Consider the following 26,255-nt stretch of genomic DNA (forward strand, 5'->3'; position numbering starts at 1 on the left):
GCGTGGGGGAACGGGTGGGGCCGCGAGGCCTCGGATGAAGACCTCGAAGGAGGCGTCCAGCGCCTCCGTCACCCGGGCATCCGGCTCCTGCGTCATCATCCTGGGCGCGAGCAGCATGAGAAGCTCCACGAAGCCCCGGGCCACCTGCTGGGACGAGGCCACGGCGAACACCCCCTGGGCCACCCCTTCATCGAGGACGTGCGCGAGGACCGCCGCGTCCATCTCCAGCATCTGGGGCACCAGGTGCGTGACCTGTGTGCCCAGCTCGAACAGGGTGCTCATCTCGATGCGCTGCCCGACGGGCGCCCGGGAGTGCTGCTCCATCTTGCAGCGGATGAAGGCGCGGACCTGGGCCTCGGGCGTCGCGGCGCGGCGGACGCTCGCCTTGAGCTCGGAGAGGCTCTGCTCATGCGACTTCCGGACGACGGCCTCGAACAGCGCTTCCTTGTTCTCGAAGTGCAGGTAGATGCTGCCCTTGCCGACCCCCGCGCGACGCGCGATGTCTTCGACCGAGGCCTTCTTGAAGCCGAACCGGGCGAAGATTTCGCCAGCGGCGTTGAGGATGGCGGTGCGAGGGTCCGGACTCATTGACTGGATTTATAATCCGGTCACCGGGTCAGCGCAAGTCCGGCGTCCCATCCAGGCCCCGTGCGGGCGGCAGCCAGGCAGGCGGGGAGGGGGAACCCCGCGCTCAGGCCGGCCCCGACGCCGCGTCCTCGGGGGCATCTCCCGTGCCCCGTTGCTGGAAGGCTTCGCGCAGTGCGTGCGCCAGGGCGCGTGCCGTCGTCGAGGCACGTCCCCGGTACACCATCCGCGAGCTGAACCGGGTGTGCAGCCAGATGTAGGCGCGTTCGGAGTGCAGGACCCGCCAGGACAGGGCCGCGTAGCCCAGGAGCGCCGCCGCGCCGAGCGCCAGGCCTCCCGGGCTGCCATCGCGGACGAACGCAGCCAGCGGGCCCTGCTTGAGCCCATCCACCAGGAGCAGCATTCCCGCGAGCACGGCCAGCGCGCGCGGCAAGCGGTTCGTGGGCGGACGGAACAGCACGGTGACGCCGCGGACATGTTCCAGGCTCCACGTCCGGCCGTGCATCACCACGCTTCGCGTCGTCACCCGCACGCCGCCGGAGTCGAAGAGCACCTTGTCCACCGTCGGCGTCTCGTCCGTTGAGGGCACGGTTGTTTCCCCTGAGGCCACGTCGGGGTGCGGAGCGTCTGGCATGTCGTCACCGGGTTTCCCGCGAGTGTCTGCTCCGGCCCAGCGCGGCCCCTTCACGCCCAGGCTCCACCTGCCGCGGTCCTTGCTTCGAAGCCTCATGGGCTGAGCTCGATGCCGAGTCCCGGCGCGATGGACCACAGCCCCCGGTGCCCGTCCCAGGGCGGATACCACTCGCCCACCACCTGTACGCGGAGGCGTTCGAGGAACGCCGCTCCGAGGAGGCCTTGCACCACGGGGCGCGAGCACGCACTCACCCCCGCGGAGTGGCAGTCCTCACCGGCCGAAGGCTTCCGCGTGCTGAATTGCCAGCCCCCGCGCAGCGCGAGGCGCCCCTGGGCGAGCGACGCCTGCAGCGCGGCCGGTCGGAACTCGGGGCCTACGACCGCGGCCAGCGCGAAGGGTTCCCCTCCAGCCGACGAGAACACCCGCTGAAGTCCGCGCAGGCCCAGCGCGCCCGAGAGCCGCAGCCCCTGGGGCATCGCGGGTGCGCGGGTGCCCAGACTCACGCCCAGCTCGGTGAGGGCGGGCCCCATCACCAGGTGGACCGAGGTGCGCGGGGGCTCGTACGCCACGCTGTCCGCGACGAGCTTTCCGACGAACTCGACGGCCCTTGCGCCGTCACCCGGTTGCGCGTCGGCGAGCTTCTGCACGGCGTGCCCGAGGGCCTGTCGGATGTGCAGCAGCGCGATGTCGTCACGCCCCGGAGGGGCCCCGAGGTCGCGGAAGTGGAAGCCATAGGCGCCCAGCAGCCGCAGGGTCTGCGCGAGCTCTGTCTCCTGCGCGCCCCGCCGCCAGTCCGGCCACTGCTTCGGTGAGAGTCCTGGCACCCGTGGCGGCGCCTCACCTGACGCTGCACGCTCGCAGTGGGGGTTGCGCCAGCCGCGCGGGCCCGAAGCGGCCCCCGCGTCGCGGCACACGACGTACAACTGATCGAGCGACACCTGCAGCAGCACGCGGAAGTCGGTCAGCGCCTCGCCGGCGCAGGCTGCCTCGGCCCCCGGCAGCCCGTCGTACACCGCGCGCATGCAATGCAAGGGCGTCCAGTCCGCCCCCTCTGCCTCGGGAGGCTCGAAGCGCCCGAGTCCCGCGGCGGCAGCTTCCTGGTCCATGGCCCGCGCGTCGTACATGCCCAGGTAGAAGTCGAAGCTGCGAAAGGCCGTCTCGAAGAAGCCGAAGAAGGCCGCCAGCGGGGCGCTCGCGGCTGGGAAGTGCCGGCGCGGCAGGGCGAGGCGCTCGGCGATCTCCGGCTCCTCTTCAAGGAGCAGCGCGAGCTCCTTGGAGCGAGCCGTGTCGATGAAGGCCGACACCACACCGCCGAGCATCGTCAGCAGTTGTGGCTCCGGACGCTCCTCCCGTTGGCGGGGCGCGGCCGGGTACTCGGTGGCGTCCGGATCCAAGAAGGTGAAGAAGACGTCGGTGGGGGAGCGTTGGCCGTCGGGCTCGGGGGCGTCGCGCCAGCGCGGGGCTCCGCCCTCCTTCGAGGGTTTGAGCCCGTCGCGGGCGAGGCCCACGGCGAGTCGCAGCGGCGTGTTGTCGAAGATGCCGCCATCCACGTAGTCGGCCACGTGCGCTTCGGTGGACAGGCACACGCCAGGGCGGGCCGTCGCGCCCGCCGCGCAGGTGGCGAGCGCCTTGGGTGGGAAGGCCACCGGGAAGGACATCGACGCGAGGACGAGGTCGCGCACCTGGGCGAACGCCACCTCGCCTTGCGCGTCGGTGACGAGCATGGGCTCACGCCGCGTGCTGCCGGAGACGGTGTAGTTCGTCACGCGCGGCAGCCGGCCAGGGCCGCGCCCCTGGATGCGCAGGGCGAACTTCTCCTCCATGCGCGGCAGCGCCAGGCGCCCGCCCGCCACGTACACGAGACGCGGCTCCACGCGCGTGGCCGACACGCCCAGCACCACGTCGCACGCGGGCGACAGCCCCCGGTTCCAGGAGGCCTCGATGCGCAGCGCCTGGGCCTCCAGCCATGTCCGGGAGAGGGCGCCCAGGGGCGTCACGTCCTCGGGAACGAAGAGCTGGCCATAGCCCACGGGGATCCACGTCTCCCAGAAGAGGGACCGGGTGGGCCCGGGCGTCTCCTCGCCACACGCCGCGAGGACCGTCAGCAGCACGTTGAGACTGCCGGCCGAGGCCCCCGTCAGCAGCCGCATTCGCTCCACACCGGCCGCGCGGGACGTGGTGGCGGCGTACGCGAGGAAGCCCGCCTCGTAGGCGCCCAGCGCCACCCCGCCGCTGACAGTGAGCGAGTACGCGCTCGCACGAAGACCGGGCTGGATCATGGGTGCCTCGGGGGCGTCAGCCCTTGCCACGCCCGCGATGAGCAGGAGCGCCGCGAAGGTGGCGCCGCGTCCCAGGCCGCTGTGCAGCGCCTGTCTTCCATTCATGCCGGGTCGTTTCACAAGCTGACTCCTGCCACGGCTCCGAGCGTCACCTCGGGCATGGAGGCCCTGCGCGTCACGTCGGTGTCCGAGGTCAGACTGTTCCCAGCCCGCGGCACGCTCGACCGGGCTTCCGGGGCACCCGGGACGGTCACGCTGGCGCCGCTTCCACCCACACCCTGCTTCCGCCCTCAACTTGATGGGCCCCTTCATCACTTCGCTCCTCGATGTGGGGCCGGGCGCTTCACGGGATTTCCCTCGTTGGGTGACTGAAATGGTTTCCTGGTCAGTCCCAGGCATGGAAATGCCTGGTCGGTCCCACCACGGCTTCACGGAGCCCAGGCCTAAGGAGGACGGTACGAGGATCGAACTCAATGACCAAAAGGCTAAACGGGTCATGAGGTCAATGCAAGCTCGCCTCGTTTGGGGGGCTCCCGGTCCATGAGGACGCCCCGCCGGAGGCTGTTCGCCAGAACCTGTCCGACTGTCGGACAGGTTCACGCCATGCGCCCCCAGCGGGAGAGCCGTGTCGGGGGACGGGCTTCCGGGCGCTGAAGTCCGACGGCCTTTCGCGGTATGTCGGCGCCGATGAAGGAGTCCCGGTACGTGCGATGGGGCCTGGGCGTCCTCCTGGTCGCGCTCTTGCTCCAGGCCTCACGCCTCGCGCTGCACAAGGCATTCAGCATCGACGAGTTCCAGTACGCGCATGCCGCGTGGCTCATGGCTCACGGCCAGGTGCCGTACCGCGACTTCTTCGAGGTGCACTTTCCCCTCGTGTACCAGCTGCTGGCGCCGCTGTTCGTGCTGCTCGGGGATGATCCGCGTCAGGTGCTCGTCCTGCGCGCCGCGATGCTCGTGCCGCTCGCGGGGGCCTGCGTGTCGGTGTTCCTCCTCAACCGCCGCGAGGGACGCACCGCCGCGCTCCTGGCCCCGGTGCTGCTCCTGCTCACGCCCGCGTTCCTGCACTTCGCCACGGAGGTGCGTCCGGATGCGCTCACCGCCGCGCTCTTCCTGGGTGCCCTGGCCGCGCTGGCCGCGCAGCCTGCCTCCGCCTCCACGTCCTTCCTGGCGGGCGCGTTGCTCGTCGCCTCCGGATGGGGTTCCCAGAAAGCGCTCTTCTTCGGGGGGCTGGTGGGCGCGGTCCTCATCGCGGACCTCGTCCTGCGCCGGGGACGTACGCTCGCGCTCATCGCCGTGCCGCGCGCCTTCTTCCTCGGCGTCCTCACCGTGCTGGCCGCCGTGGCCGCGTACCTCACGGTGACCGGCTCCTGGCGCGCCTGGTGGCAGTGGTGCTTCGTCTGGGCGTCCGAACACCAGCGCCACTACCCGGGCTTCTCGTGGCGCGACCACCTGGTGCCGGCCCTGGGGAAACAGCCCGCGTTCTTCCTCCTCGCCGCCGTCGGATGCGCCCTCACCGTCCAGCGGCTGCTCCGGCGCGACCCGAACGTGCCGCTGCGCGAACGCCTGCGAACGTCCGACCTGCTGCTTGTCATCTCCGTGCCCGCGACGTTCGGTGCCTACGCACTCCAGCGCGCACCGTTCCCCTACAGCCTGCTGCCCTTCCTCGGCGTGCTCGCGCCTTTCGCTGCGCGCGGGGTCCTCGCGGTCTTCGCACGGCTGCGCACGCCGGTCGGACGCACCGTGGGCCTCATCGGAATCGGTGGGTTGTTCGTCGTGCAGGCCGCGCAGGTGGAAGCGCTGCTGGACGGCGGCGGCAATGCACGGCAGCGCGAGGTGCTCGCGCGCATCGCTACGCTCACGGGGCCGGAGGATGTCGTCTACGACAACTCGGGTGGCTTCGTGAGCCGGCCCCACGCGCACTTCTATTTCTACACGGACGCGTATTTGCGCGGCTCACTCGTGGACCTGCTGTCCCATGACATGCCCCGTGCGCTCGTGGAGCGGGGCTGCGTGCTTCGCGTGGACGACCTGCGCACCGCTGGCTTGCCTCCCGCGCTGCGCCGCTTCCTCGACGCGCACTACCAGCCGTTCGACGGAGACGTGTTCCTCTGGGGCCAGCGCTACCGCGTGCCCAAGGACTCCGGAACGCTGGACGGCCAGTTCCTCGCGGTGCGCGCGGACCGGTACTTCCTCCATCCCGCGAGCGCGCTTGAAACCGGTGCGCTGTTCATCGACGGCGCGCGCATCACCACTCCGGAGTTCGCCCTGTCCCAGGGCCAGCACACCGTGCGTTACGAAGGGCGTGCGGAGGCCTTCCAGCTCCTGTGGCTGCCCCGTGATGGGAAGCGGTGGACGCCGCGTCCCGGGGCGCCGTCGACGTACTCGCGCCTGTTCTGATCCGGCTTCCGTCAGTTCGAGACACGCGGGTCGCCCAGTGGGCTTGCCTGCTCACGGCCCTGGGGGATGACGGCAGTGTCATCCCGGCCCTCTCCCGCGCGCGCTCCATTCTGAAGTCAACCGTGCGTGCCTTTCCCGGCCCCCGGTTGAACTTCCCTGCGCAGGGGCGAGCCCTACTGTGCCTGGGCAGGAAACACTGCAGTGGAGGTTGCCGTGGCGGAACATGACTCGGGACGGAAGCGGACGCGCGCTCCCATTGCCTCACAGGGCGTGATGAGCCTCCTGGATCGCTGGGTCTCCGACCTTGAAAAGGAGACGCCCTTCGCGCCCCCGGAGCCCGGCCCGCGCAACCCAGCCGCCCCTCCTCAGTCAGAGGAAGACCCCTTCTCCGAGCCGAGGCCCCGGACCCCGCCATCAAGGTCCGAGGCCGACCCCTTTTACGAGCCGAAGAAGCCCAGGACTCCGTCCTCGCGGACCGAGGCCGACCCCTTCTCCGAGCCGAAGCCCCGAACGCGGTCTGAAGCGGATCCGTTCTTCGAGCCGAAGCCCCGTGCCCAGTCCTCGCGGACCGAGGCCGACCCGTTCTCCGAGCCAATGAAGCCCCGGGCCCAGTCCTCGCGGTCTGGGGCCGACCCCTTCTCCGAGCCGAAGAGACCCCGGACCCCATCCTCGCGGACCGAAGCGGATCCCTTCTCCGAACCGACGCCCCGAACGCCGGCATCGCAGCAGCAAGAGGCTCACACCTCCGCCCTCCGCGCGGCCCGCGAGGAGATCCAACTCCAGGGCATGGTGGCCACGCTGCCTCCCTTGAACGCACGGGTCGTCCTGGGCCACGAGAACGGCCGGCTCATCCACCGGGGCACCGTCGCGATACGCGGTCCGTGCGCCCCCTCCCGCGAAGAGGTCATCGGGCTTGGACTGACGGAGGCCCAGGCCCGAGCGATGGAGTTCGTCCTCGCCTGGTTCGGACACCCGTTCGACGCGGTGACCTGGGACTCCCCCTCCGGAGTCGAACTCCGCTGGGGCGCCTGGCCGCTGTCGGGGCCCGCGCTCATCGCCGCGCTGGCCCACTGGAAGCAGCGTGAGCCCGACGCGTTCGAGGCGCGACTCGGACGGCTGGGCATCGACGTCACGCTGGAGGAGCCCGCCTCCCTGCACCTCCAGGGTTCGCGAGGTGCCCCTCCCTGCGAGGGACGCGAGGCGCTGGCCCTGCTCGGCGAGGACCCGAAGTTGATGGCGGCGCTGGCCCAGGCCGGACGGGAGCGCGGCGCGCAGCTGGCGCAGCTCGAAGCCCTCATCGCGCAGGTGCTGCGCCCCCTGCTGGCCTCCTGTGCGCCAGGCGCGGCCGAAGGGGCTTCCCCAGAAGGCCCCTTCTCGACGGCGCGCGCGCTGGCCCTGCTCTTCCACACCGAGCTGCGCTTCGGTCGCCGGGGCGTCACGAAGCTGCTGGCGCACGCGCGCGAAAAGCCGGGGCAGCCCGCTTCGGGCGAACGCGCGGGCGAGCTCCTCGCGGAGGACCTGCGCACCGCCGGGCGCGTGCGCGAGGCCGCGGAGCTCTGGCGCCTCCTGGCCTCTCCCGAACTCGCGGATCCTCCCTAGCACGCCATGGAGACGCCACTTCGACCTGGGAGCCATGTCCTGCTCGTCATCCCCGAGCACGGTGCCGCGGCCACTCCCGGCGCGCGAAACCCGGCCATGACCGGAGAGCTCATCATCGGAGGCCAGCGCTATCATCTGGTGCCCGCGACGGAGCCAGCACTCGCGTCCGACCCTCGACCCACCGCCGTGCCCGCCTCCGCCGTGCAGTTGCTCACCGCGCGCGAGCTGCAGGTCGTCTCGTGCATCAGCGAGGGCCAGGGCAACAAGCAGATCGCCGCGAAGCTGGGCATCAGCACGTGGACCGTGGCGGCCCACCTGCGGCGCATCTTCGCCAAGCTCGGCGTGGACACGCGGGCGGCCGTGGTGTCGCGCTGCTTCGGCGCGCCCTCCGTGCCGCCGCTTCCCTGAGAAGGAGTGTCGTCAACCCAGGCCCGGCGGAGGCGCTGCTCGCCTTATTCGTCCACGTAAGGCATGCAGCCGGGGGTCAACGCCGGCGGGCCTTGGGGGCCAGCTCCTGCGCCATCACCTCGCGCGCCACGCTCACGAAGGCGCGCAGGGACGGAGACACCTGCGCCCGGCTGGGGAAGTACAGGAAGAACCCCGGCACGGCCGATGCGTATGGCTCGAGCACCAGGCGCAGGCTCCCTCGACGCAACTCGTCCGCGATCTCCGGCTCGAACGTGTAGATGAGCCCCACTCCGGAGACCGCGAGGAGCCGCATGAGCTTGTCGTCGTTGGTCGTGACCGGTCCGTGGACCGGGACGCGAAACGAGCGCTTCCCGCGCTCCAGCTCCCACGCCCACCGTGCTCCGCTGGTCATCGAGCGGATGCCGATGCAGGCGTGGTCCAGGAGGTCCTTGGGCTCTCTGGGCGTTCCGCGTCGCTCCAGGTAGGTGGGAGCGCCCGCGACGACGAAGCGCCCCGGCGCCGTCAGGCGGACCTGCACCATGTCGCGTTCGATCGCTTCGCTGAGACGGATGCCCGCGTCGTACCCCTCCGCCACCAGGTTCACGAATCGGTTCTCGACGATGACATCGACCTCGACCCTCGGATGGCGTTCGACGAAGGGTGGTAACAGGTGAGCGAGGACCAGCGGCACCGCCACCGACGGTACCGTGAGCCTCACCCGGCCCGTCACCTCGCCGGGCTGCGCCGCCACCGTCTCGAGGGCCTCGAGCACCTGCTGGACGCCGGGCCCCGTGTGCTCCAGCAGCCGTTGACCCGCGTCGGTGAGGGCCACGCTGCGCGACGTCCGGATGAGCAGCGCGATGCCGAGGCGTGCCTCGAGCTGACGGACCGATTGGCTGAGCGCGGAATTCGAGATCCCCAGCTCCTTCGCGGCCGCCGTGAAGCTGCGGCGCCGGGCTACCGCCAGGAAGGCGTTCAGGGCATTGAGCGGAGTGAATGCCATCGTCGAGGCCTCATACCCGGATACCAGGGGCGCCGGCCAGTGGCCGTGACTCGTGCAGGGTCCTGCCTATTGCCCCCTCAGCGAGGCCATGTCGATGGAGAAGCGGTACTTCACGTCCGCCTTCAGCAGCCGCTCGTAGGCTTCGTTGATCTTCTGGATCGGAATGACCTCGACGTCCGCGGTGATGCCGTGCTGCCCGCAGAAGTCGAGCATCTCCTGGGTGGCTTGCATGCCGCCAATCATCGAGCCGGAGATGCTCTTGTTCCCGAAGTGGAGCGCGAGCGCCGGAACAGCGTGCGGCTTGTCCGGCACGCCGACCAGCGTGAGGTTGCCCTCGCGCCGGAGCAGGTTCAGGTAGGCGGTGAGATCGTGCACCGCGGAGACGGTGTCGAGGATCATGTCGAAGCTGCCAGTGTGCTTCTTCATCTGGGCCGCATCGCGAGAAACGACGACCTCGTGCGCTCCGAGGCGGAGCGCGTCCTCGGTCTTGGCGGGGCTCGTCGTGAAGACCACGACGTGCGCACCCATCGCGCGGGCGAACTTCACGCCCATGTGGCCGAGGCCTCCCAGGCCCACCACGCCGACCTTCTTGCCCTGGGTCACGCCCTGGCGGCGCAGCGGCGACCAGGTGGTGATGCCCGCGCAGAGGAGGGGGGCGACGCCAGCGGGGTCCAGGTTGGCGGGCACGCGCAGCGCGAACCGCTCGTTCACCACGATGCTCTCGGAGTAGCCACCGTAGGTCACCTTGCCGGTGTGCTTGTCGGGAGAGTTGTACGTGAACACGCCGTTCGGGCAGAACTGCTCGTGGTGGCCCTGGCACTCCGGGCAGGTGCCGTCCGAGTCGACGACGCACCCGACGCCAACGAGGTCACCGACCTTGTGCTTCGCCACCGCCGTCCCAAGCCGCGTGACACGGCCGACGATCTCGTGGCCAGGGACGCACGGGTAGGCGGTCGGGAGGTCGCTCCACTCGTTGCGGGCCTGATGGAGGTCTGAGTGGCAGACGCCGCAGAAGAGGATTTCGATCTCGACGTCATGCGGAGTCGGCTCGCGCCGAGGGATTGCGGTCGGGGTGAAGGGCGAGGTCGGGGTGGCGACGGAGTAGGCTTTGGCGTTGCGCATGACTCGAAGCTACGCGCGCGCAATCACCGCCGAAACGGGCAAGATGCGCATGGGCCGTGAAGGAAAACTTCGCGAAGCGGTCTGCCTAGAAGCGGTACGCCCTCGCGCCCCGCGCCGGCGCGCCCATGAGCCGGCGCAATCCCAACACGAGCGCCAGGTTCGCCTGGGGCTGGCACACGAGCCGGACGCACGCCGCGGGAGCAATCAGCAGCGGCGTCATCCCGGGACCGTGGCCCGCGACCTTGCTGTCTGAATGCACCACCACGCCCACCGTGATGGTGCCAGGGCGCCGGCTGGGGCCATACCGGTAGTCCAGCGGACACACCGCCACCAGGTCCCCCAGCCGCAGCGAGCCCAGCCGGAATCTCCGCACTAGCCCCTCATCCGACAGCTGGATGTCCAGGTCCCCGAGCACGCCCTCCGAGCGCCCCATGCCCGAGCCCATCAGCTCCGCGGGCACCGTGTGCGTGACGGGGATGAGCAGCCGCCCCCGCACCGTCCGCACGCCCCAGCGCCGCAGCAGCCGGGGCGACAGGTTCTGCACGCGCACGCCCGGGAAGTCCGGCAGCTCCAGCCCCTGCCCATACCCCTCCAACTGCACCCGGTCGCCAATGCGCATCCGCCGCTTCACGTGGGGCGGGAAGTCCACGATGACGTGGTTGATGCCCCCGTGCTTGCCCACCACCGTGCCCTGGGCGCCCTCGGCGGGGCCGCTCGTCACGCGCGCCCGGTTGCCCACGCACGCGTAGAACATCAGCGCCCGGTTGGGCCCGTCGCGAGGCCCCACCACCTCGCGCCCGTTGTTGTGCAGCGACACCCCCGCCTCCATGTGGTCCGCCGCGAGCCCCCCCGCCGGGTCCCCCACGCGCCGGTTGAGGACGATGCCCCCGCTGCCGGGCAGCAGGCGCAGCACCCCGTCCCGGCCGACGCGGTAGGGCGAGGCGTACACGATGGGATGGGACACCTGTCCCGCCACCGCCGCGGCCACCAGCCGCGACTCATTGGTTCGCGGCGAGGTGGCGGCCCGCGTGGCCGGCTCCATCACGAAGGGCAGGGGGACGTCCATGGCGGGCTCCAGGGCGTCAGCGCATCTGCATCGGCGCGGGGCTGGTGATGCCCAACGTCGTGCGCAGGGTGGGCGACACACCGCGGAAGGAGCGGCCATCCGGCGTCATCCGGTACGCGGCGATCCACTCTTCGGCCACCGGGCCCAGCGGCATGACCTCCGTCTGGAAGTCTCGGAAGTCGCGCGTCTTGAACGGATTGTCCGCCACGAAGTTGAGCAGCAGCCGTCCGGCGTCCGCCATCTTCGAGCGCTGGGAGATTTCCGCCGCGCCGCCCAGGTAGCGCTGCGACACGACCTCGATGACGTCCCACTTGGTGTTCGCGTCGAAGGCCTTCTTGATGTCGGGCGTCTCCAGCGCGTCCAGGATGGTCTTGAGGTATTCGCCCACTTCTACCGTGAGGGCCAGGATGTTGCCGTAGGTGGCGCGGTCGATCTGCCAGCGCATGTCCGTGCCCAGCCGCTGGATGGTGGCCTGGCTTGCGAAGGGCCGCTCATTCAGTTGCTGCGAGCCGCGGATGACCTCGCCAATCAGCAGGTCGCGGAAGTACTGGGCGATGGCCGAAATGAAGGCGACGAACTCGCGGTGGAAGTTGCGGAACATCACCGCGCCCGGCGGCGCCGCCAGCGTCCCGTAGTTGAACGCGCGCCGGTATGCGAGCTGCCGGTCGCGCGGCTTGTAGCGAAGCGGCTGGTGCTTCTCCAGCAGGTACAGCGCCCGCGCGCCGGGGCCGCGCTGGATGCGCATGCGCCCGTCGTGGAAGAGCCGCAAGAGCGCGCCCGCGACCTGGAACACCTTCATCCGGTCGTGCTGGTAGATGTAATAGAGCTCCGCGGTCGCGTGGAGCTGCGTCTCGATGACCGACTCGTCGAAGTCCTGGACGAGCACCGGCCGGCTGAGCGAGTCGAAGGACGAGGAGCCTTCCTTGCCCAGGCCCATCAGGTCCGAGAAGAGGGATGCGGTCGAGCCATCGGAGGCGCTGGCGAGCAGCTCTCCCTCACGCGCCGCGAGCTGCTTCTGCAGCTCCGCGCGCTCCGCATCCGAGGAGACGTTGGAGAGAACCTCGCGCTTCCACTGCGCGAAGAGACGTTGCAGGGCTTCTGCCGTACCGATGCTCATGGCATGCCACCTGGTTCAAGCATGGAGAGAGGATGGATGTGTTCCGGCTTCGCGGGCACGTTCAGGGCGTTCCGCATTCAGGGCTTCCGGGCGTGACGGACGTGACGGCGGGTGTGGCCCGTCTTGGTGTAGCCGTTGACCGCCGCGGGCTTGCCGTCCGAGCCGCGCGGCTCCTTGCCGGCCAGCAGTCGCTCCACGGCCTTGAGCTGGTCGGAGAACGCCTGCTCCAACTGCCGCGCCAGCTCCGGCCCCTGGGCCTCCAGCCGCTTGTCCAGCTCCGTGAGGATCTGCGCCCGGTTCTGTTGGATGAGCGTGGTGACATCCTCCATGCTCGCCCCTTCGGAAGACATCGCGCTCGCCTCGTCCGTCGTTTCCCGGGCCCTGGGAGGAGGCGGGGTGGGGTTCGGCTGGGGGCCGTCCACGCCGTACACCGGGAAGTGGCGCTCCAGCCGATCCAGCGAGACGCGCATCGGCGGAGGCACCTGGTACTGCTCGCCCACGTTGCAGTGCGAGCCGGCGGGGACGCTGAACTTGTGGTTCCGGTCCTCCTCGATGTCCTCCACCCGGTCCTCGGCGCCCTGGGTCAGCGTGTTCGCCAAGGCCAGCGTGTCCTCTTCCAGGCCGCACTGCTCCTTGAGGAACGCCGCGTCCAGGACGAAGACATCCACGTTGTCGTCCAGCTGCTCCAGCATCTCCGAGTGGAAGACGACGCGGTTGCCGCCGCCCGGAATGGTGGCCTCGTCGTAGTCCAGCAGGTACAGGTCGATGATCCGGTCGATGTGGTACAGCTTGCGATCCAACCGGGCCAGCTCCTTCCAGAACTCGTCCGCGGTCGTCGGGTCCATCAGCAGCTCGTCCACCTGCTCCTGGACGACCGCCCGCTCGCGGAACTTGTCGTGCAGCTCCTGCTCCTTGTCGGCCCGCTCCTGGAAGGCCAGGGGGGCGGGGAGGACCATGTTGAGCAGCCGCGCCCCGGCGTTGGGCTGGTCGAAGGCGTTGATGAAGAGCGTGAGCGCTTCGGTGAAGGCCGCCAGCGGCGCGGACGCGCCCTGTCCCCGGGTGGGATCCAGGTAGGAGGCGTTGCTGAAGCCGGACGCGTCCAACAGGCTCCCCGCCACGTCACGCAGCCGCCGCAACTGGAGCAGCTCCATGGGCACCGCGGACGCGATGCCCCGCATGTCCTCCGTCTGCGCCCGGGGCGCGTGGTTCAAGAGGACATCCAACAGCCGCGACATCGCGTCTGGCCGGACGATGGAGCGCAGGTCGGACTGGCCCTGCGTGCGCAGCCGCTCCAGCAGCTTGCCGTAGGAGGCCTGGCCATCCCCCCAGTCGTCGCCGCCCTCCTGGATGCTGGTGGCGGTGAGCTGCTCCAGCGCGTTGATGAGCGCTTCGCGGCGCTGGCGCAGGTCCTGGAGCGCCACCTGGAACACGGTGCCGCCCTTGTCGAAGCCCGCCCGGAAGAGGGACTCCCCCGCGAGGATGCGCAAGAGCATGGAGCCCTCGTCCAGCGTGGACGCCAGCCGGCCGAACTCCGGGCTCACCGTGGGGTTGATCATCCCCACCATGCGCGCCACGCGGGCGCAGTCGCCCAGCTTGCGCACGGTGTAGAAGGTCCGGTCGCGCGCCACCGGATCCACCGCCCGGTACGACGCGGCCTCGCCTTCATCCATCTCCGCGAGGATGGAGTCGCGCCAGCCGTCCACCGGCTCCCTGAAGTCGCGGTTGGACGCCAGCTCCACCGCGAACCTCAGGTCGTCCTGCAGCGCCTGGCGCTGCTGCCGGAATCTGCGCATGCCGGGCGAGTCCCCGGTGCTGACCATCACCCCGGCGGAGGGTTCGGGCGTGCCCTGGACGCGGATGGGCTGACCCCGGCTTTCGTCATCCAGCCGCGCGGCCGTCGTCGGGTAGAGCTTGCGAAGCGCGTTCACCACCGACTTGGGGTCGCGCGCGTCCGTGACGCCGAGCTGCCGGCGCAGGAACTCGTCGAACTTCGTCTTCGCGGTGGACGTCATCTCCATGGACGCCGCGGTGCTCCGCCCCTTCGTGTTCTCGTACATCGTCCCTCCCTTGAGGTCCTGTCATGCGGCCAGGGTGACGCTCACGCCTGGCATCCGCGCATCCCGCGTGCCAAGCCTCACCAGATGATTGAGCACCGTCCTTGAGATCTGCTCGGGCGGGGCCAGCCTTCGTTCGAGCGCCTCACGGCTGGCGCTCACCACGTAGCGGGGCGGCAGTCCCGAGGGCAGTTGTCCCCGCGCCAGGGACTCGGCGGCCCGCAGGATGCGCTCCTGATCCGACGGCCAGAACGGCACCACGTCCGCCAGCGCGCGCTGCGCGAGCCCCCGGCGCGGCTGGTACGCGATTTCATCCACCACGTGGGGGATGACGCGGGCCGCGGTGCGCAGGAGCACGTCCGGAATGCGCGCGCCCGGAAGCCGCGCGCGGTACAGCCGGTACCAGTTGTCGCGCACGTCCCGCGCCTGGCGGGGGAAGTCCATCCGCCGGAGCATCTCCGCCTGGATGAGCACCCGCAGGTACGGCGTGGGGTGCGCGCTGAGCGGATGGAACGTCAGCACGCGCGACGGCGGGTACGCGAGGAAGTCCTTCATGGAATGGACCGACGCGGGCCCGCCCAGGAGGCACGCGATCAGGTCCGCGAAGATCTCCTTGTGCCAGCGGCCCCACAGGCGCGTGAGCCACGGGTTGCCCGTCACGCCCAGCACCCGGCGCTGGAGGGCCGCCTGCGTCTCCTGCCAGATGCCCAGGTCCGCCTGCAGGTTGTGACCGATTTCGTGGAGGATGACGCCCATGCCCCAGGGCGCCTCCACGCGCTCGTACGGCACGCGGATGAGCGGGAAGGGGTTGCGCTCCCCCAAAAGCCTCCTGAGCAGCACGCCCCGCCGGAAGGTGGCCGGGGAGAAGCTGTGCTCCAGGTAGGTGATGGGCTTGAGCATCGGGCTGGACAACAGTCCTGGCGAGGCGCGCCGGACGGCCTGGAAGCAGTCCACCGCGATGACGTCGCAGGCCGCCAACGCCGGCGCGAACCGCGTGCCCCGCTGGCTGAAGACGTCGAAGAAGAGGCCGTAGGCGCGGCGGGCGCGGTCGATCTCCCGCTCCACCAGGGCGTTGCGCTCCAGCACCTCGTCCGGTTGGAGCGGGGCGCCATGGAGCCGGCCATTCAGGCGCGCGACCGCCTTGCGCACGCCCCGGTCGATCTCCCCCAACCGCGCGTTGGCCGCGGCGAAGTGCGCGGCGGAGGGAGCGTAGGGGACGTCCCGTGGCCGGATCCCCACGTCCTGCGGCGTGAGGCGTGAAAGCCTCCCGGCGCGGAACGTGATGCTCTGGACCTTGGCCCGCAGGAACTGCTGAAGCGCGTCCGCCATGTGCCTGTCTCCCCCCGCCCCCTGCCGTGGCACCACTCACCGCACGACGACGCGCACCGGCCCCCTGAGCACGACGGTGCGCAGGCGGCGCATGCCGGGCCTGCCGGCCATCATGGTGTCCATCCGGTTGCGTTGGGTGGGCCGGCGGATCCCCGCGCTCGCGCGGAGCTGCCGCGCGGCGGGATTGGCTCGCGCCAGCCGGCGCACCGCCTGGGGACTGGCGACCACCCGCGTGCCGATGCGGCGGATCATCCGCGGCACCGCCTGGGGGCTCGCGCCCTGCTGGCGCACCAGGCGCGTCACCTGGCGCACGATGCGCGTCACCGCCGGCAGCGCGCGCGGCCCGTAGCGCTGGGCGACGCGCTGGGCGATGTTCGACGTCATCTGGCCCACGGCCCGGCCCAGGGCCCGCGCCTGCTGAGGCTGCTGACGGCGGCGCGCGGGAGGAATCGTCGAGCGCACCACGTGGCGCGCCGCCAGCCCCCCCAGCACCCGCGTGAAGGCCTCCATGTCCTCGTCGCTGGCGTAGTCCGCCGCGGCATCCGCGAAGGCGTCCATGGCGTCCGCGCGCAGCAGCCCGCCCACGGAGCGGCCAATCTCCTGGCCCACGATGCCGCCCACGCGCGGCGCCGCCTGCCGCAACAGCCGCATGGCGATGGGCATGGTGCGCCGCCCGATGCGCCGGACCGTGGGCCCGGCGACCTGCATCAGCCGACGGGCGCCGGCCCTCAGGCGCCGCAGGAACTCCTCTTCGTCCTGGGCGTCCATGGCCTCGGCGAAGGCGTCCGCGAGCGCGTCGGCCCCTTCGGACTCGAAGCCCTCGCCCTCGAAGCCCTCGCCCTCCATGCCCTCCATCTCGAAGCCCTCGGCCTCCATGCCCTCGCCCTCGAAGCCCTCGGCCTCCATGCCCTCGCCCTCGAAGCCCTCCTCCTCCATGCCCTCGCCCTCGAAGCCTTCGGCCTCCATGCCTTCGGACTCGAAGCCTTCGCCCTCCATGCCCTCGGCTTCGAAGCCTTCGCCTTCGAAGCCCTCTTCGCCCTCGGCCATCAGGTCGGACATCTCATCCTGGCCGGAAAACTCCTCCTCGAAAGGCTGCGGCTGTTGCATGGCTACTCCTCCTTGCGTGACCTGGCTTGTGTTGGCTGGTCCTGAAAGTGTGTTGAAGGGATGGAACGGCGGCGACTAGGCGCGCGCCTGACGGACGCTCGCGGCGCTGACGGCGGAGACGGGAATGCGGCGCATCACCTGCTGCCGTGCCTGGACCCGGCGCGCCGCCACGCGCGGCGGGACGACCCCGAGCCGGGGCGCCTGGAGCGCGCGCGTGACGACCCGCTGGCTCGCGCCGCGCACCACCCGAGGCATCGCCGCGATGGCGCCGCCCGGCCCCCGCTGACGCAGGTTCCTCGCACACACCTGGGCGATGGCGCGCAGGATCCGCAGCCGGCGTCCGGGGCCGCCCGGCACCTGCCGCGCCACGCGCATCAGGTACTGCTCCAGGCCGCGCGTGCGGGCGCGCACGGCGCCCTGGGCGGCGGCTCCGAGCGCGGCGACCGTGGGCACCGCCTGCCGGCTCACCATGCGCGCCGCGAGGCCCGCGCCCAGCGGGAGGGCCACGGCGGCGGGCACCTGCCGCGCGTCCGCCATGTCCGCGAGCGCGTCCAGCGAGGCGTCATCGTCCGCGCCGTCCCCGCGCAGGATGGAGGAGGCGATCCGCCCGCCCACGCCCGGAATGAGGCCACCCACGGCCCCCGCGAGCGCGCCTCTGAGCCCCTGGCCGCGCATCAGCCCCCGGGCGGCGCCAATCCCCGCGGCGACGACGCGACCCCACGGGCCCGCGACGCCCGCCACGCGTTGAATCAACGGCAGCGCGCGGCTGAGCAGGGGCGCGGCGCGGCGCAGCGCGGCCCCACCAATGCGGCCCACCTGCCGCACGCCCCGCGCGACACCGCGCGCGGCGGCCCGGGCGCGCCGGGCGATGCGGCGGAGGAAGGCCTCGGAGTCGTCGGCGTCCATGGACTCCAGGACGAACGGGTTGAGGGTCCGGGCGAGCACGACGGCGGCGGGGCCGGAGACCAGTCGTTGCGCGGTGGACGGCGTGAACAGGCCGGTGGCCGGATCCTGTTCGAAGCCCTCGAAGCCGTCCTCGTCCAGGAAGGCGTCCTCCTCCTCGGCGGCGGCGAACAGCTCCTCGAAGCCGTCGTCCTCGAAGCCCTCCATCTCGTAGCTGTCACCCTCGAAGCCGTCCGCCTCGAAGCCCTCGAACTCGCTGAAGGCATCCGCGAGTTCCTCGAGCTCCTGGAGGGCATCCGCTCCCTCCCAGGCGTCCATGGCATCAAGGGACTCCTCGGACATGAAGCCGGTGCTGGTCATCGGTTTCTCCCCCTCGCATGGCGCGACATCAGCCCTTCAAGAGCGCCAAGTTAGAAAGCGGGGAAGGCGTGTGGCAGTCACTCGTTTGAGCTACCGCGCGGGACCTGCCCTGGCGGCGACTCCGTGACAGACTGCGCCCGCCATGACCCTTGAAGAGACGATGCGGGAGCTGGAGCGGCTGGGTTCGCCGCAGACGCGCAAGACGTACCTCCGACACGGGGCTCCCGAGCCCTTGTCCGGCGTGAACTTCGGTCCGCTGGGAGTGCTGAAGAAGCGCATCGGCACGGATGCGGCGCTTGCCCGGGCGCTGTGGGCGTCGGGGCATACCGAAGCGCGGCTGCTGGCGACGATGGTCACGGACGCTCCCGCGCTGTCCTGGACGGAGCTGGGCGCGTGGGCGAAGTCGCTGGACTGGCACACGCTGACGGACGTCTTCGTGACGAACGTGGTGCTGCGCTCACCGCATGCGGTGAAGGCGCTGGCGTGGACACGTTCCTCCTCGGAATGGGTGGGGCGCGCGGGCTGGCAGTTGCTTGCCTCCCTGCTCGTGAAGACGACGGTGCTCGCGCAAGAGGACCTGACGCCCTGGTTGAAGCGCATCGAGCAGGAGCTGCCGACGGCGAAGAACCGGGTCCGCGAAGCGATGAACAGCGCGCTCATCGCCCTGGGCGCGCAGGGCGGCGCGCTCCAGACGGCGGCGCTCGCGACGGCGAAGCGGCTGGGCAAGGTGGAGGTGGACCAGGGCGACACGGCCTGTGAGACGCCGGACGCCGCGCAGTACATCCAGAAGATCCAGGCGCGGAAGTCTCCGGGCACCGTCACCCGGCAGTCGAAGCCGAAGGCGGCTGCCAAGAAGTCCGCGAAACCGAAGCGCACGGTCCCCGCGCGCACGCGGCCCCGCGCGTAGTTTCGAGGAGCCGGTGAGGGCCGTGCCGCGCACCCTCCGTGCCCGGTGCCTCCGAAGAAGCACCGGGACACGCAATCAATTCACCTGCTCAGGGCACGCACGCGGCCTGACCACCGGCCTGCTTGTACGCCTTCACGCGCTTGACGAAGTTGCCGCCGTCCGTCTCCGGCGTGGTCTGCTCGTAGTTGCCGGCGCCGAAGAGGAAGCCCACGCCACCCGCCTTGGCCACCTCCGCGGGGTGCGTGAGGAAGTAGTCCACGCGGTTGTCGCGCCACTGCTTGTCGGTGTTGGGCAGGCCCATGTTGCCCAGCGGGAGCTGCCACCACAGGTGCGGCTTGTTCAGGCGCAGGGTGACGGCGTTCGCCCAGGTGAACGCCTGGTGGAAGTGCGGCAGCGTGTGGTTCTCCGGATCCCACCACCCGGACTTGCCCTGCGTCTTCTCGTACCAACCCGAGTCGCGGTCGGACGCCTCCACCGTGACGAAGTCGGTGTCCGCCGCGCCCACCTGCAACAGGAAGTCGGCGACCTTGTTCGCCTCCGCCGCCACGTTGAACGACGCATCCGTGTTCGCGGACACGTCCGTCTTCGTCGCCCATGCGCTCGCGTGCAGACCCACCTTCGCGTTGGGCGCGTACTTGCGCGCCATGGCGATCATGCACTTGCCCAGGCCCGCGGCGTTGTTCTCCTGCCCGCCACAGTCCGTCGGGTTCGCGGCCTTCAGCGCCACCGGCGTGGACTGCGGCTTGCCGTCCGCCGGGAAGAACTGGAGGTAGGCCCACATGTCCGGCTCAATCTGGAGCATCGCCTTCTCCTGGCCCACCTGCTTCAGCAGGAAGCGCCAGTCCGCGAGGTAGCGCTCCAGGAACTTCGCGTCGTTCAGCGCCGCCAGTTGCTGCTTGCCCTCGGTGTAGCCGCTCGCCTGGAACTCCTCGTAGTAGGTGATGAACGGAATCTGGCCCTGGTCCTTGGCGGACTTGATGAAGTCGCGCACGTAGGCACCGGGCGGCTCCTGGTCGTACTGCCAGCAGCCCCACCACCCACAGCCTTCACCACTGTTGGAGCACGACGCCCCGTTCGACGTGCACCCGGACGCGCACGAGTTGCACGCGTCCTTCGAGTCGAACAGGCCCGCCGCGATGTACAGGTAGCGCACGTCGAAGGGCGCGCTCTTCGCCGTGTCGTCCTCCATCTGCGCGCCCACGAGCAGCTTGTCCTTGCCCAGCGAGGTCAGGAACTTCGCGCCCAGGCACTCGGAGCCCTCACCGGGAATCACCCCGGGGCCGTCCGTGCCCGGTCCGGGTTCTTCTCCCGGCTCGCTCGAATCCGAGCAGCCCGCCAACGCGAGCAGACTCACGGCAAGCAACGACCAACACTTCCGACGCATCATGGGGACGGTCCGCATGTCCGGAACTTTACCCTGCGCCCCCGCCGCGCCGCCCCTCCCACCCGGTCCGCCGGCCACACCCACATCAGGGCTTATTCTACAAATCCAGGAATATCTTGAGTCAGCCTTGCCCCACCGGCTACAGCCTCGGGCTCCCCCTGGCCCCGAGGAGGCCGGCGCCGTCGCTGCCTGACTCCCGCGGCCCACCCCGAGGTGCGAGATGAAGCTCCGATTGAGCGTGCTGCTGGTGCCCGCGCTGCTGGCCGTCGGCTGTGGTCCCCTGGAAGGCGACGAGGTCCCGGCGCCCGTGGTCGATGAGCTGACCGGGCAGGTGCTCCAGGAGGCGACGACGAAGTACGACATGCACCGGCTGCTGGAGGACTCGGACGTCACCGGTGGGACGGCCATCACCCCGGCGCAGGTGCAGCAGTTCCTGCAACAGCAGGGCTCGTACCTGGCGGGCTACACGGATCCGGTCTACGGCAAGTCAGCGGCGACGCTCATCGTGGAGCGCTCGCGCGCGTCCAACATCAACCCGCTGTACATGCTGGCGCGCATCCAGGGTGAGTCCAGCCTCATCCAGAGTGGCACGTCCACCAACCTGAGCAAGGCGACGGGCTGTGGCTGTCCGGACTCCAGCGGCTGTGACGCGCAATACGTGGGCTTCGGCAAGCAGGTGGAGTGCGCCGCGAAGAAGATGCGCGGCTACCTCACCGACCTGGAGGCGGGCCGCGCCACCATCTCCGGCTGGAAGGTGGGGTTGCAGAAGTCCACGTTGGATCCGTGCTCGGTGAAGCCCGTCAACATGGCCACCGCGGCGCTCTACACGTACACGCCCTGGGTGGGCGCGTACGCCACCCAGTGTGGCAAGACGACCGTGGGCGGCTCGTCGCTGATGGCCTCCATCTACAACCGCTACAAGACGGCCTACGCGTGGCCCACGAGCGCGGCCGGCTGCTACTCCGGCACGGTGGACGCCACGGTGCCGGAAGCGTCGTGCGTGCAGAGCTCGTCGGACGCGCTGTGGCGCCAGTGCCTGTCGGGCACCTTCACCGCGGGCGGCACGGTGAAGCCGTCCAACTGCAACGTGTCCTTCCCCTATTGCCAGTCCACGCGCCTGGGCCAGGGCGTGCCCACGCGCACCTGCGTGCAGACCTCCAGCACCGTGTGGCAGCAGTGCGGCGCGGAGGGCGTGTGGCAGAGCTCGCCCGGCGCGGGCACCACGGGCGTGGGGCCGCTGGGCGCCTGCTACGCCGTCTACGCGCTGTAGCGAAAGCGCCTGAAGCCGCGGCCCGGGCGGACGTCGTCGCCCGGGCGCGCGGTCAGTACTCCTTGGTCCAGATGAGGTCCAGGCCGCCGGAGCGCGCGTCGCCGTACTGACCTTCCAGGCTCCAGCGCGGGCTGAACAGGTACTGGAAGCGCACGGCGTTGGCGTTCTCCCCCTTCTGGAGGTTCGCGCCCACGCGGCCGGTGTAGCCCACGTAGATTTTGTCCGTCACGTAGGTGCCCACCTCCAGCTTGGTGCCGGCGATGCCGCTGTCACCCGCTTCGATGGAGAGCACGTCCAGGGGCAGCTTCGCGGCGATGGCCTTGCGCGCCTCGTTGGCGACGAACGAGCCCACCACCGACGCCGCCTGCGCGCCCGCGTTCATCGACGCGCCCGAGCCGCGCTCCAGCGTGCGCCGGCCGGTGGCGAGCAACGTATAGATTTCCGACTCCGGCAGGGCCGGGTCGCTGCTCGTCTTGAGGGTGATCTCCTTGCCCTGGCCGCGCACGGTGACGAAGACGGTGACGGCCGCGTTGTCGTTGCGGTGCTCGGCGGTGACGTTGATGTACGGCGAGAGGACGGGGCCGGTGAAGCGCACCTGACTGTCGCGCTGCACGTCGAAGCGGCGGCCCAGCACGTCCACGCGGCCCAGCAGCACCATCACCTCGCCGAACATGCGCGCTTCGTTGGCGTACTCGACGCGGAAGCCCTCGGACAGGCCCAGCTGGATGTTGAGGTCCGTGCCGCGCACCCACAGGTTGCGGGGCGCGTTGATGTTCACCCAGAACTGGCGCTGCGGCGGTCCCTCGTCCTCCTCTTCGCCCTCCGCGAGTTCGGCCTCGGTCGGCTCGGTGGACGGCCCACCCGCGCCGCCCACGGCGGTGCCCGGCTCCGGGGGATTGCCCTTCGTGCCGGGGGCCGCGTCCGGCGCCTTGCGCGGGTCGCCGCTCGCCGCCACCTGTGTGGGCGTCTGCTTCGGCTTCTTGCGCTTGTCCACCGGCACGCCGTTGCGCACCATCACCACGTCGACGGGGCGCTCCAGCGGTTGCAGGTCCTTGCGCTTGGCCTCCGGCAGTTCGACGTGGGCCTCCGGGATGCTCAGGTCGTTGATGTTCACCAGCCGGTCCGTGAGGCTGCCCTTCATGGACAGGTTCAGCGTCAGGAGGGCCATGAGCTGATCCTCCACCACGATGGGCAGGTTCTTGGTGTGGCCCTTGCCCTCCAGCACGAACTCGCCGCTCTTGCCCTGGCGGACCGCGTTGGCTGTCAGCTCCAGCGACCCGCCGCCCGACTTCGCGGTGAGCTGCTTCAAGTCGATTCGCTCCTGCGACGCGTTCAGCGCGAGCTGGATGTCGTGGAACTCGCCAAAGCCCATCAGCCCCAGCTTGCCGTCCTTCCAGTTCAGGTCGCCCTTGAAGGTGGGCGCGCCCACGGTGCCACCCAGGTTCGCATCCGCCTGCATGATGCCGCCCAGCGTGCGCACGTACGGGGAGATGCCGGACAGGAACGACGGGTCGAAGGCGCGAGCGCGCAGCGCCAGCTCCACCGGCGCGCGGTCCACCTTCTTCGCCGGCCCCTGCTCGGACTGGAACGCGGGCAGCGACAGGTCCAGGCCCAGCGTGCCGCCCAGCGTCAGCGAGCCGCCTCCGGGCGCGGTGAGCATCGCGTCGAAGAGGGACTTCGCGCCGGAGTAGGCATACGTCAGCCGCGCCTGGCCCAGCGCCGTCTGCGCCACGCCCAGGCCCTGCATGCCCGCGCTCAATTCGATTTCGGGCGCCTCCGGCGTCCCGCGCGCGGCGATCTCCATGGACAGCACGCCCTGCGGCCCCTTGTTGCCCATGTTCGGCTGCGCCATGCCGGGAATCTCATTGAGGGGCACCGGACCCACGCGGCCCTTCATGCGGAAGGGGACGCGGCTGACCACCTCGCGGTCCTGGAGCGCGGCCAGGGGCGCCAGCACGCGCGCCTCCAGCATCGCCAGCGGTCCGTTGGGGCGCTGCACGTCCAGCGTCAGCTTCACGTCCTTCTCACCGGCCAGCGCCAGCGCGGAGCCGTTGAGCTTCGGCAGGCCGTTGGCGGTGACCGCGCGGGCCTGCACCTCCACCCGGCCCAGCGGCGCCAGCGCGCTGCCATTCACATCCGCCTTCAGCGTCACCGTGCCGTCCGGCTTGTCCACGCCCTCCATGCCCTGGAGCAGCGTCAGGGGCAGCTCCGCCACCAGCGCTTCCAGGCGCAGCGGCGCCTCCAGCGCCTGCGCGGGGGTGGGCGGCTTCGCGATGACGCCGCCCAGCGTGAAGGGCGTCTTCAGCGCGACGTACGCCTGCGGGGCCAGGCCCTTCACGTCCAGGCGCGCGCCCAGGGTCGCGTCGTTCGGGTCGGAGCTGGCGCGCAAATCAAAGCCGAACGCCTGCGCGAAGAGGGCCTCCGGGCGGCCCGGGTAGCGCAGCTCGATGCCGCTCAGCAGCAGGTCCAGGCGAGGGTCCTTCGCGGAGCCGTTCACCACCAGCTTGCCCGTCATCTGGCCGCTGGGACCCGCGGGCTGCCCGGCGAGCTTCAGCACCTCCGCGACGTCCAGCTTCTCCAGGTTCACCGTCACGGACAGGGGCTCGTTGCGACGGCGCAGCACGCCCTGCACCGGCACGTCGAACTGGGAGGACACCTGGGCCGCGCTCAGGCCGGCGGACAGCGTGCCGGTGGCGCGGTCCTTCACGTACTGCGCCTTCAGCGCGAGCCCCAGGCCCTGGTAGCCGCGCGCCCGGCCGTCCGCCCAGGTGAGGTCCACGTCCGCGTCCGGCCGCGCCATGCGCCCCTTCGCCGCGACGTGGCCGGACAGCGTGCCGCCCAGGCCCAGCGACTCCGGCACCGCGATGCGCGGCAGCTTCGACAAATCAAAGGCGCCCAGGTCGATGCGCGCGTCGATGCGCTCACCGTCCTTCACCGCCGCCACCTTCAGCGTCTGCGCCTCCGACGCCAGCTGGAGCGGCGGCGACAGCGCGATGCGTCCCCCGCTGAACGCGAGGTGCGTGGGCTGCTGGAGCGTCCAGGTGGCCTCCGGCCACGACAGCGAGAAGGCGCGCATCGCGAGCCCCTCGTTGTCCGCGTCCACCGTGCCCTCCACGCCCAGGGCCAGCTGCGCATCGCCTTCCACACGCACGCTGGCCTTCAACTCCCGCTGCTCGTCCGTGGTGAGCGCGACGGACAGGTCGCGGAAGCTGCGCCCGCCGGTCTTCAGCTCGCTGATGAGCACGGTGGCGTCGGTGGTGAGCGGCCGGCTGACGTCCGGGACGCTGGCCTTGAGCGACAGGTCCTTGATGGCGATGTCGCCGTAGCCCAGCGTGACGAAGTTGCCGTCCACCTTCACGGCGGGCGTGGTCGGCGGACCCTGCACCTGCAGCTCCAGCGAACCGCTGCCGGACAGCGGCGGCACGGTGCCCCCGGGCAGCAGCTTGTCCAGCGCCTGCGACAAGAGCTTCAGGTCGCCCGCGGACAGGCTGCCGCGCGCCTCCAACGACTTCGCGGTGCCTTCACCCGACGCGATGAACGCCGCGCCCGGCATCATCACGCGCAGGTTGCCCACCTGATAGTGGCCGTCCTTCGCGCTGGCCTTCATCTCGATGGGACCCACCGACTGACCCCGGTACTCGGACGGGGACACGGTGAGGGCCACGTCGCCATCCAGCGTCTCCACGCTGTCGCCACCGCCATGCGCGATGAGGTCCGCGGCGATGTTCGTGGGGATGCCGTTCTCCATCAGCTCCGCCAGGTTCACCCCGCGCGCCTTCACGGTGGTCTCCTGCGTGCGGAAGGTCTTGAGGTTCGCGTCGCCCGCCACGTCCAGCGTGGCCTTGCCCGCGGTCGCGCCCAGCTTCGCCGTCGCGAGGTCGCCGTCCATGGACGCGGTGCCCTTCGCCTCGATGGGCACGATGAGCGGGTACGCGGGCACGAACGCCTTCACCGGCTCCGGCGGCACGTACAGCCGCCGCAGCTCCACCGACGCGGCCGTGGCCCCGGACTGCTTCGCGCCCAGGTCCGCCTCCACGCCCGCGAGCCCCAACTGCGCGTCCACGGTGCGCACCAGCTGCTTGCCGGAGCCCTTGAGCAGCAGCCGCACCGGCCCGGTGAGCGGACGGGTGAGGCCGCCCGTGGCCTGCAGGTCCGCCGCGAAGTCCTGCGACGCCAGCGCGTAGCTGCCCTCGCCCTTCGCGCCGAACTCCTCCAGGCGCACCTGCCGCTCGCCGCCGTCGGGCAGCTCCTGCTGGAAGTCCACGTAGCCGTGGCTGAGCTCGAAGTCCTTCAGGTGGATGACGAGCTTGCTGGTGCTCTCGGTGGGAGGCTCCTCCGGCTTGGGCTCCCGGGGCTCCAGCGCGCGCATCAGGTTGAGGCCGCGCTCGTCCTGCACCAGGTACAGGCGGGGCGTCTCGATGCGCACCTTCGTCAGTTGCACGGACTGGCCCAGGAGCGGCGACAGGTGGAGCCGCGCCTCCACGCGGGCAATCTCCGCCGCCAGGTCTCCTTCAGGCGTGTAGATCTTGATGCCGGTGAGGACCGCGCCGTTGAGGTCCAGGTCGAAGCTGGCCAGCTCCAGGCGGCCCGCCAGCTGCTTGTTCGCCAGGTCGACGCCGAAGCGCGCGATGCGCGCCGAACCGCTGGCGCTGGTGGCGTAGACGAGCGCGCCCACCACCAAGAGGACGATGAGGCCGAGGAAGCCCAGCAGGCCCCACAGCAACCTCCGAC

General features: G+C 70.7%; 18 protein-coding genes. 5 read left to right on the top strand and 13 right to left on the bottom strand.

Going from position 1 to position 26,255, the window contains the following annotated elements; translation table 11 throughout:
• The 3 genes from D7Y13_RS48685 to D7Y13_RS15025 all read right to left on the bottom strand — a co-directional run.
• On the bottom strand, positions 1 to 588 hold a 588-nt coding region (locus D7Y13_RS48685; RefSeq protein ID WP_147452449.1), incomplete at its 3' end, for a TetR/AcrR family transcriptional regulator.
• Positions 589 to 691: 103 nt separating this feature from the next.
• The gene (locus tag D7Y13_RS15020; RefSeq protein ID WP_120583967.1) at positions 692 to 1,174 is read right to left on the bottom strand and encodes a DUF6232 family protein; all 483 of its coding nucleotides are present in this window, start codon (positions 1,172 to 1,174) and stop codon (positions 692 to 694) included.
• Positions 1,175 to 1,311: 137 nt separating this feature from the next.
• Positions 1,312 to 3,603, bottom strand: a complete 2,292-nt coding sequence (locus D7Y13_RS15025) for a patatin-like phospholipase family protein (RefSeq protein ID WP_120583968.1) — start codon at positions 3,601 to 3,603, stop codon at positions 1,312 to 1,314.
• Positions 3,604 to 4,203: 600 nt separating this feature from the next.
• Between D7Y13_RS15025 and D7Y13_RS15030 the strand changes: the two genes are divergently transcribed.
• The 3 genes from D7Y13_RS15030 (at position 4,204) to D7Y13_RS15040 (ending at position 7,902) form a co-directional block, all read left to right on the top strand.
• Positions 4,204 to 5,895 carry a hypothetical protein gene (locus D7Y13_RS15030; protein ID WP_233595594.1) on the top strand — a complete coding sequence of 564 codons (1,692 nt, stop codon included), beginning with the start codon at positions 4,204 to 4,206 and terminating at the stop codon, positions 5,893 to 5,895.
• 786 nt (positions 5,896 to 6,681) lie between these two features.
• On the top strand, positions 6,682 to 7,494 hold the full coding sequence (locus D7Y13_RS15035; RefSeq protein ID WP_120535488.1) for a hypothetical protein: 813 nt from the start codon (positions 6,682 to 6,684) through the stop codon (positions 7,492 to 7,494).
• A gap of 6 nt (positions 7,495 to 7,500) precedes the next feature.
• On the top strand, positions 7,501 to 7,902 hold the full coding sequence (locus D7Y13_RS15040; RefSeq protein WP_120535483.1) for a helix-turn-helix transcriptional regulator: 402 nt from the start codon (positions 7,501 to 7,503) through the stop codon (positions 7,900 to 7,902).
• A gap of 76 nt (positions 7,903 to 7,978) precedes the next feature.
• Here D7Y13_RS15040 and D7Y13_RS15045 read toward each other — a convergent pair whose 3' ends face one another.
• The 8 genes from D7Y13_RS15045 to D7Y13_RS15080 form a co-directional block, all read right to left on the bottom strand.
• Positions 7,979 to 8,905 (bottom strand): LysR family transcriptional regulator, encoded by a 927-nt coding sequence (locus tag D7Y13_RS15045; protein WP_120535482.1) that lies wholly within the window; start codon positions 8,903 to 8,905, stop codon positions 7,979 to 7,981.
• A gap of 66 nt (positions 8,906 to 8,971) precedes the next feature.
• Complete coding sequence (locus D7Y13_RS15050; RefSeq protein WP_120583970.1) at positions 8,972 to 10,027, bottom strand: NAD(P)-dependent alcohol dehydrogenase; 1,056 nt, start codon at positions 10,025 to 10,027, stop codon at positions 8,972 to 8,974.
• An 85-nt stretch (positions 10,028 to 10,112) separates the two neighbouring features.
• Entirely contained in the window at positions 10,113 to 11,093 is a 981-nt protein-coding gene (locus D7Y13_RS15055) for a DUF4438 domain-containing protein (protein WP_120630701.1), read from the bottom strand.
• Between the two features lie 16 nt (positions 11,094 to 11,109).
• Entirely contained in the window at positions 11,110 to 12,210 is a 1,101-nt protein-coding gene (locus D7Y13_RS15060) for a hypothetical protein (RefSeq protein ID WP_120535479.1), read from the bottom strand.
• 77 nt (positions 12,211 to 12,287) lie between these two features.
• Positions 12,288 to 14,267, bottom strand: coding sequence for a hypothetical protein (locus D7Y13_RS15065; RefSeq protein ID WP_120583971.1), 1,980 nt, complete (start codon positions 14,265 to 14,267; stop codon positions 12,288 to 12,290).
• Positions 14,268 to 14,288: 21 nt separating this feature from the next.
• Positions 14,289 to 15,593 (bottom strand): hypothetical protein, encoded by a 1,305-nt coding sequence (locus D7Y13_RS15070; RefSeq protein ID WP_120583972.1) that lies wholly within the window; start codon positions 15,591 to 15,593, stop codon positions 14,289 to 14,291.
• 36 nt (positions 15,594 to 15,629) lie between these two features.
• Positions 15,630 to 16,700, bottom strand: coding sequence for a hypothetical protein (locus D7Y13_RS15075; RefSeq protein WP_120535476.1), 1,071 nt, complete (start codon positions 16,698 to 16,700; stop codon positions 15,630 to 15,632).
• A gap of 75 nt (positions 16,701 to 16,775) precedes the next feature.
• The gene (locus D7Y13_RS15080) at positions 16,776 to 17,963 is read right to left on the bottom strand and encodes a hypothetical protein (RefSeq protein WP_120583973.1); all 1,188 of its coding nucleotides are present in this window, start codon (positions 17,961 to 17,963) and stop codon (positions 16,776 to 16,778) included.
• Positions 17,964 to 18,105: 142 nt separating this feature from the next.
• Here D7Y13_RS15080 and D7Y13_RS15085 point away from each other — a divergent pair, with 142 nt between their 5' ends.
• Positions 18,106 to 18,870 carry a DNA alkylation repair protein gene (locus D7Y13_RS15085; protein WP_120535474.1) on the top strand — a complete coding sequence of 255 codons (765 nt, stop codon included), beginning with the start codon at positions 18,106 to 18,108 and terminating at the stop codon, positions 18,868 to 18,870.
• 88 nt (positions 18,871 to 18,958) lie between these two features.
• Here D7Y13_RS15085 and D7Y13_RS15090 read toward each other — a convergent pair whose 3' ends face one another.
• Positions 18,959 to 20,224 (bottom strand): hypothetical protein, encoded by a 1,266-nt coding sequence (locus tag D7Y13_RS15090; protein ID WP_233602240.1) that lies wholly within the window; start codon positions 20,222 to 20,224, stop codon positions 18,959 to 18,961.
• Positions 20,225 to 20,474: 250 nt separating this feature from the next.
• Here D7Y13_RS15090 and D7Y13_RS15095 point away from each other — a divergent pair, with 250 nt between their 5' ends.
• The gene (locus D7Y13_RS15095; protein ID WP_120585971.1) at positions 20,475 to 21,524 is read left to right on the top strand and encodes a hypothetical protein; all 1,050 of its coding nucleotides are present in this window, start codon (positions 20,475 to 20,477) and stop codon (positions 21,522 to 21,524) included.
• Positions 21,525 to 21,576: 52 nt separating this feature from the next.
• On the opposite strand, the gene D7Y13_RS15100 is transcribed toward D7Y13_RS15095, so the two are convergent.
• On the bottom strand, positions 21,577 to 26,255 hold a 4,679-nt coding region (locus D7Y13_RS15100; RefSeq protein ID WP_244222346.1), incomplete at its 5' end, for a translocation/assembly module TamB domain-containing protein.

Source organism: Corallococcus praedator (assembly GCF_003612125.1).
GTDB classification, from domain to species: Bacteria; Myxococcota; Myxococcia; order Myxococcales; family Myxococcaceae; genus Corallococcus; species Corallococcus praedator.